Source organism: Paenibacillus tabacirhizosphaerae (assembly GCF_040812395.1).
GTDB lineage: Bacteria > Bacillota > Bacilli > Paenibacillales > NBRC-103111 > Paenibacillus_E.
This window is the reverse complement of the sequence record NZ_JBFNXH010000012.1, coordinates 175,343-182,551: the sequence shown is the minus strand read 5'-3', so window position 1 is coordinate 182,551 and position 7,209 is coordinate 175,343. Positions and strand designations below refer to the sequence as shown.

Here is a 7,209-nt window from a genome sequence, read left to right as displayed (position 1 = left end):
GATCGGGAACATTCACCGCTTCCCGACACCGCAAAAGCTGGCCATGTACGCCGGAATCGCTCCGGTGATGCGCGCTTCTGGCAACAAGTTCGCCATGCGGAAGAATCACTTCGGCAATCGGGAGCTACACGACTTGTTCCACAAGCTGGCGATCAAGCAAATCACCGTGCCGAAGAACCGAAAGCAAGCCACGAATCCGCATCTTCATGCCTACTTCGAAAGCAAGATGCGGCAAGGAAAGACACGTCAGCAGGCTTATGTATGCGTGATGCGGAAGCTGGTGAACATCGTGTATTACCTGATGACCACGAAGCAAGCCTATGTGATGCCAGAAGAACCGCTACCACAAGCACAGTGAGCCGTAAAACAAACAATCCTATGGGAGTTTATGTTAAAATGGAGGGGTGAGCGAGACTCATCCCTTGTTTTATGGCCGTGAAAGGTATTATAGATAGAATGGTCATGGCGATGTAGTTAATCTCATGGATGCAACGGGTACGACGAAGCTTAATTCGTACCAGTATGACATCTTTGGAAATATTGTTAGTCAGCAGGAGAACCTGCCACAGCCGTTTAAGTATAGCGGTGAAATGATGGATGATAAGGTTGGGCTGCAATATTTAAGGGCTCGATGGTATGACCCGAGTATGGGGCGGTTTGTTGGGGAGGATACGTATGCTGGGCAAATCAGCAATCCTTTGAGTCAGAATAGGTTTTCTTATGTAAAGAATAATCCACTTATTTATACTGATCCTAGTGGTCATGATATACTTTCTTTAATTTCAGCACTAGAAGGTATTTTGGCAGGTTCTGCTGCTCTTAGTGCAACTCCAGTAAAAAGTAGTGGTTATACACCTGCACAAGCTGGGTATGACGCTATGCGTGCTAGCGTAATTGTTGGATTTAGTATGGTTTGGGGAAAAGTAAAAGCTGCTTTTAATAGCGATAGCAGTGAGGGTAAAAAAGAAGATAGCCATGAAGAAGAACGAACTCCAGAAGATGAAGGTAAACTTACAGATTCACAGGCAGCTTCGCTTAAAAGGGCTGCTGCGAATCTCCCCCATTTAGATGATAGACATTTAGAAGCATATGAAAGGGATCTGAATGGAGATCCCATACTCGATGAAGACGGTGAGCCATGGGATCACAAAACTGAGGTTGAGAATGCTGCTGCGGGATTAAGGAAAGCCGTACGTGGTCTGGAAGGTAGTTTAAATAATCCTAAATTAAATCCGGAAATAAGAAAGAAATTTGAAGAAGCGGTTAGTCAAGGAAAAGAGATACTTGATAGAGTCGATAAAATAAAGGAAAAGTACCCTCAAAAATAGTAAGGGAGTTGGATATTCAATGATTGATAGAGGACTAACTATCTCGGCAATTAGAAAAATTGAGGGGCTAACTTTCCATGTGAAAACAATTGAATCAGCTCCTTTATCAGAATGGTATCAAAGTATTCTTGATTTCTCACTAGAAAAACTTCCCGATGGTGATCTTGCAAGACTTATCAGACAAAAAAAACATCTTAACTTTGTACTCTGGGAGGCACTGATCAGAATCTCTAATAATCCTATTGTAGGTGAATTATATGATGGTGAAGTTATCAATTCTTTAAATAAAGTGACATCAGAATATTGGAATGATAATATCAGATTGCTCGATGATTTTTTGGTAACTCTTAGTAGAGCTTATATAGCAAGGAAAGAAAATTCATTCACTTTTAATGAAAAAATCGATGAAGAAGAGTATTATTCTATGTTGGATGTAACAATAAGTTATTTACAAGAAATACGAAATAGAAACTAACCGTCTACCGCCTTGCGACTATCGCTTGGCGGTTTTCTTTTTCTGCCGCTGTATCGCTAACAACATAATAACCGCTCAGAGAGTTATGAGAGGGATAATGATTGCTTAAATCTCCAATTTCATGTGAAGCATAGAATAGCAAATATAATGAAATCAGACGCTCTAAGATCACTTTTAAGCGTTTTTTTGTGTAAGCGGATAGTCCAAAGCTGTACATATCATGGCGACGATTCAAGCTGATGGTCATACTGAATCTGATTTCCAAGCAAAGCGTAACGAAATGGTACGTTCGTTAGTACGCAATATTCGCCACTACCAACAGGAAGTTAAAGGTATGGAAAGGGAACTAAAAAAGCTGGTAAAAACACTGGGCTCTCAGCTTGAAACCATGACAGGCATGGAATTCCTTACTGCATGTGCATTCATCAGTGAAATTGTGACATTAACCGCTTCACTACGGCTGATAGTGTTTGCTATGTATGCTGGGCATTGCTCCAATTGTTCGTGGAACAGGTGGCAAGTACGAAATGAAGAAGAATCTTTATGGGAATAGAATTTTGCATGATCTATTCTATAGGCTTGCAATAAAGCAGATTACCGTACCTAAGAACAGGAAAGAAGCCACGAATCCAGTTTTATACGCTTACTTTGAGAGCAAACAGAAACAAGGTAAGACCAAACATCAAGCCTATGTATGCGTCATGCGTAAATTGGCTAATGTCGTACAGTGGATGATGAGAATAAAGCAAGCGTATCTGATGCCAGCGCAGACAGAAGTTAATTGATGTAGTAAGATGGAATTATCTCACTATTATTGGAAGGGACGAACGTAATTGAAACTATTCTCATTTTGGGGGCTAGTTGTAGTGGCAGTTGCTTCGTTATTCATCTACCGCTATCTTAGAGGATTCAGGAACGCTGTTCTATGGGCTATCTATTATTTTAGACGATCCAGAAAATAGCCGTTCTTTCTTTTTATCCATTCAAGGTACCATAGATAAAACGGACACGGTGACGACGAAGCTTAGCATTGAGATGATGGATAATAAGATTGGGCTGCAATATTTAAGGGCTAGATGGTATGATCCGTCGATGTGAAGGTTTGTTGGAGAGGATAGTTACGAAGGGCAGATTGATAATCCGCTGAGTCAGAATAGGTTTACTTATGTTGAGAATAATCCATTGACGAATGTTGATCCTACGGGTAATTGGTGCGAATCAACAGTGAATGGAGTTAATTATTCACATTCAGGAGCTTGTGACTATGGTGGGGGCAGTGCCCAAACAAATACGCATTATGAGAGTGACTTAGCTCATTATGCAAAAGGTGTAGGCGAAAAAATATCCAAGACACTAAAAGAAATCTTAAATCCTACTCCAAGCACACCACAACCTGTAGGTGGTAAATCAGCAAATTTAGGTGCTATTTCCTTACCCCAATCTGGTAGTAGTATTAATTGGGGCGGTGTAGGAGAATCCCTAGGAAATCTTGGGAATGCTCTGGTATTTGGATTAAGATATTCTCCTTTTGTTCTGTTGTTGGGAATGGAAGGTGATACTCCGCAAGAAGGACCAGTAAAAGAAAAACAAGAGAAATTTAAGAAAAACTTAGAAGATATCGAGAATAATCCAGATGATTGGGAAGAAACTGCTGAAACAACTTCACCAACAACTGGTATGAGAAATAAAGGCGGTCAAAGTATTGAAAAGGAATTTACAAATAAGAATACTGGAGAAAAAATCTACGAGCATATTTTGAAGAAAAAAGATGGTAGTAATTATGAAGCACCTCATTACAGACCTTACCCAAAACAAAAGTAGGTGAAATATGATCAATCTAAATATTAAGCATGGACTGTTATTAGATTCTTTAGCTGATGATGGTGAAAGTATTGTTCAAATAGAACATTATTTTATTACTGAGAATGAAATAATAACTTTAGATGAATTAAAGCAGTTGATTATCGAATTAGTAACGCTTAAATACATGTTTATTGCTTATCCAGAGGAGGCAACTATGGACGATTTAGTCGCTTCATATGATGATAATTTTGATGGATTCTGGTTTGAACAAACAAAAGAAGGTCGTGCTTACTGGCAGAAAATTGTGCTATAAGCTAATGTACTCTCAACCGCCTTGCGACTATCGCTGGGCGTAGTAGGAAGAGGTGTATTTAAATGGATTTAATAATAGAAAACAGCTTTCCAGCAATCACTTCGGATCATCTTGATGCTGTAGAGAAACGGTATGGGATCAAACTACCTGAGGATTATAAACAATTCTTGTTAAAACAAAATGGGGGAAGTCCATCAATAAGTAAGTTCTCCACAAAAGATGGTAAGGTAACAAGCTTTTCAATGAATTTTTTGCCCTTAATTGATAAAGGGCCGAGCTTGGTTGCTAACTATTTAGTATTCAATAGGGACGGTAAACTCCCCTCAAATATAATCGCAATTGGTGAAGATCCTATTAAAAATTTGGTTTGTATTTCAGTAGACGGTAGTGATCGTGGTTCTATTTACTATTGGGACTTTTTACATGATGAAGAAATAAAACCATCATATAATTATTTGCTTCGAATTTCAGATAGTTTTACTGATTTCATCGAAGGACTTCAACCGGATTAAGTATTAAACTGACCGCCTTGCGACTATCGCTTGGCGGTTCATCTTTTTCTGCTGCTGTATCGATAGTTGGTATAGGCGGAACAACGGTTGGAACCCCATGCCCAAGCCACTCCCATGCGCAATCGAATGGGTCTATGTACGCACTTGCGTATTGTCTGGTTTTTCCTAATTTGTAGAGATGCGGGTTGACGAATAACCATAATCATCATATGGTAATTATAGGACAGAACTCGACAGATACGGACAACAAGGAGAACTCTCCCTATGATACATAAAAAACTCATCTTTGTTCTCTTGCTCATGCTCGTTCTAACAGGCTGCGCTTTGCAAACAGAGGATGTTGGGGCAAGTTTACAGGCAAAAAACGGTATTTTGGATGTGTCGCAACCGCAAAGCATAAATCAACTGGTGAAGGTAAACGGAGATTGGGAATTTTTCTGGAATCAGCTCATAACGCCCGAGGAATTTAAAAAGGGGAACCCGCCGTTAACGGGCTTTATCCGTCTTCCTGATAATTGGGATGCCTTCAAGGTGGATGGCAAGGAACTTCCTCGTACCGGGTATGCCACATTCAGGGTTACGCTTATATTGGACGACCCGGAAGAACTGAAGGGGCTATTGGTTCCGGTTATGTATTCCAATTATAAGCTCTGGGTAGACGGCAAGCTCTTGGCTGCCAGCGGCAAAGTGGGTACAGATCCCCTGAGCAGCGTTCCACAGAAGCTTTCGCAAGTCGTTTACTTCCAGCCTAAGTCCGATCAGATGCAAATGGTCCTTCAAATATCCAATTATCATAATTTTAAAGGTGGGATGTGGGAGCCTATCCTGTATGGGCCTTCTTCCGCGATTCAAGCCAGCCATGACCGCAATATGGTCTTTGAAGCTATTCTCTTGGGCGTATTGAGCATGGCAGGAATCTATCATGTGGGTCTCAGCTTTTATCGCAAAAAGGACATGTCTACTTTATACTTTGGGTTGTTTTGCCTCATTGTTGCATTGAGGGATCTCATGGTTGGGAACGTTTTCCTAACCAAGATTGCGCCTGACATTCCCTGGGAACCCGCCATGAAGCTAGAATACATATGTATGTATCTTACAGTTCCGATAATGGCAGCCTTTCTAAGTAAGCTGTTTCCAACCGAGATCTCATCTTATTTCGTTAAGATAAGCGTAAGCCTTTCTTCTCTCTATATCATATTTACCTTACTATTTAAGGCGAATGTGTATTTTCAGATTTTGTTGGTTTTCCAGATTTTCATGGTGCTGTCATTGGCCTATGCGCTAATAAGTTTAATCGTGGCAACCTTTCGTAAGAAAGAAGGGGGCCTGTTCGCCTTGATCGGCTTTTTGATATTAATAATCGCTGTGTTGTTTGATATTTTCGGCTTTGTTCTAAGTTATTCCGAATTTAACCTGAATTCGTTAGGTGTAACGGCTTTTACGATTTGTTTCTCGCTTGTATTGTCTAAGAAGCTGTCCACTGCCTTCCATACAACCGAAAATTTAGCCGCACAATTGGCTGAAATGAATGACAGCCTGGAAGCAAAAGTAGGGGAGCGGACCGCAGAACTGGCCCAAACTAATGGCATGCTGGAGGCGTTGAATGGGCAGCTTAGAGAATGGTCTATTACAGACGGACTGACAAATATTTATAATCGCAGACACCTGGATAACGAATTAATCCAACAGTTTGCCAAATGCCAAGCAGAGAAAGCACCTATTGCGCTGCTGCTGATCGATATCGATTATTTCAAGCTGTATAACGATACTTATGGTCATCAGCAAGGGGATCAATGCCTCCGAGAAGTAGCGCGGGCGCTGACTTCCACCTTACTTACGTCAAGGGGGCTTTTAGCCCGATATGGCGGAGAAGAATTCGGGGTGCTGCTGTTCGGGTCGCATGAGACGGATTTAGTTGCCATCGCGCAAGCTTTGTGCGACGCAGTAAAGCGATTGAATATTCCGCATACCGGTTCGAAAGCGGCTGACTGCGTAACCGTAAGTATTGGGGGGGATTCCGTTATCCCTGAACAAGGCATGAAGGCTGACGAACTAGTTGCTTTAGCCGATAAGCATTTGTACGAGGCGAAAACCAGAGGGCGGAATCAAGTTTATTGTGGTTGAATAGTAAACGATTCATGAGCAGGGTATATTCTTCTTCGGTGATGTTGAGATCCGGAGGGGCCCTGCTCTTTTTTTTCAACTTTCAAGTTTTTGAAGGTATGCTAGGGGATCGTTTCTAAATCTTCTCCGAAGTACACTTTCGTTAAGTCTTCCTGTTCAAATGCATCATCAACAAGTACTACATACTCTCCATTGCGAAGTATATATTCATCCCAACTGCGACGGCCTATCATACGCCGGTGGCGGGTCTTCGTCTGCCTGAAATTTTAGGCGTTTATCTCCTTGACGCAAAGGGGCGCGCACCTTCCATTTCATTCGTCGATAGGCAAGATACGAGGCTAAATCCAGAGGGAGGGATCAAGTTTACCATGGCTGATTGGTCATTTTGTAGACGACGAATCAGAAACTGGTTTTTTTGACATTTTATTCTGTAAATTGTTAGCTTGGAATACTAACAAATAAATATCTTTTCGAAAAAAATGCAAATATATTTCATTTTTCGTCAAAAAATACTGTACAATTTAATTTAGAGCGCTTACAATTTAAATATGCGAAATTATTTGTTATTTTTTAGTGCTAACAAAATTGAATGATTGGAGGTAGGAGTATTAAAAAAGTTAGAATGTGTGTTTATAAATCTAGTCCGTAATTTTT

General features: G+C 40.7%; 10 protein-coding genes. All 10 read left to right on the top strand.

Annotated features, from left to right (window positions below):
• A partial coding sequence (locus ABRS97_RS20235) for a transposase (RefSeq protein WP_367816963.1) occupies window positions 1–358 on the top strand: 358 nt, incomplete at its 5' end.
• A 124-nt stretch (window positions 359–482) separates the two neighbouring features.
• Window positions 483–1,328 carry an RHS repeat-associated core domain-containing protein gene (locus tag ABRS97_RS20230; protein ID WP_367816961.1) on the top strand — a complete coding sequence of 282 codons (846 nt, stop codon included), beginning with the start codon at window positions 483–485 and terminating at the stop codon, window positions 1,326–1,328.
• 19 nt (window positions 1,329–1,347) lie between these two features.
• Window positions 1,348–1,803: a contact-dependent growth inhibition system immunity protein gene (locus ABRS97_RS20225; protein ID WP_367816959.1), complete on the top strand. Its 456-nt coding sequence runs from the start codon at window positions 1,348–1,350 to the stop codon at window positions 1,801–1,803.
• A 220-nt stretch (window positions 1,804–2,023) separates the two neighbouring features.
• Entirely contained in the window at window positions 2,024–2,356 is a 333-nt protein-coding gene (locus tag ABRS97_RS20220; RefSeq protein WP_367816958.1) for a hypothetical protein, read from the top strand.
• Entirely contained in the window at window positions 2,331–2,588 is a 258-nt protein-coding gene (locus ABRS97_RS20215) for a hypothetical protein (protein WP_367816956.1), read from the top strand. The genes ABRS97_RS20220 and ABRS97_RS20215 overlap by 26 nt, the downstream gene beginning before the upstream one ends.
• An 88-nt stretch (window positions 2,589–2,676) precedes the next feature.
• Window positions 2,677–2,901 (top strand): hypothetical protein, encoded by a 225-nt coding sequence (locus ABRS97_RS20210; protein ID WP_367816954.1) that lies wholly within the window; start codon window positions 2,677–2,679, stop codon window positions 2,899–2,901.
• Between the two features lie 84 nt (window positions 2,902–2,985).
• Window positions 2,986–3,624 (top strand): hypothetical protein, encoded by a 639-nt coding sequence (locus ABRS97_RS20205; protein ID WP_367816952.1) that lies wholly within the window; start codon window positions 2,986–2,988, stop codon window positions 3,622–3,624.
• Between the two features lie 7 nt (window positions 3,625–3,631).
• Complete coding sequence (locus ABRS97_RS20200; RefSeq protein ID WP_367816950.1) at window positions 3,632–3,919, top strand: hypothetical protein; 288 nt, start codon at window positions 3,632–3,634, stop codon at window positions 3,917–3,919.
• 62 nt (window positions 3,920–3,981) lie between these two features.
• Entirely contained in the window at window positions 3,982–4,431 is a 450-nt protein-coding gene (locus ABRS97_RS20195; RefSeq protein ID WP_367816948.1) for an SMI1/KNR4 family protein, read from the top strand.
• 264 nt (window positions 4,432–4,695) lie between these two features.
• The gene (locus ABRS97_RS20190; RefSeq protein ID WP_367816947.1) at window positions 4,696–6,555 is read left to right on the top strand and encodes a diguanylate cyclase; all 1,860 of its coding nucleotides are present in this window, start codon (window positions 4,696–4,698) and stop codon (window positions 6,553–6,555) included.
• The last annotated feature ends 654 nt before the right edge of the window (window positions 6,556–7,209 follow it).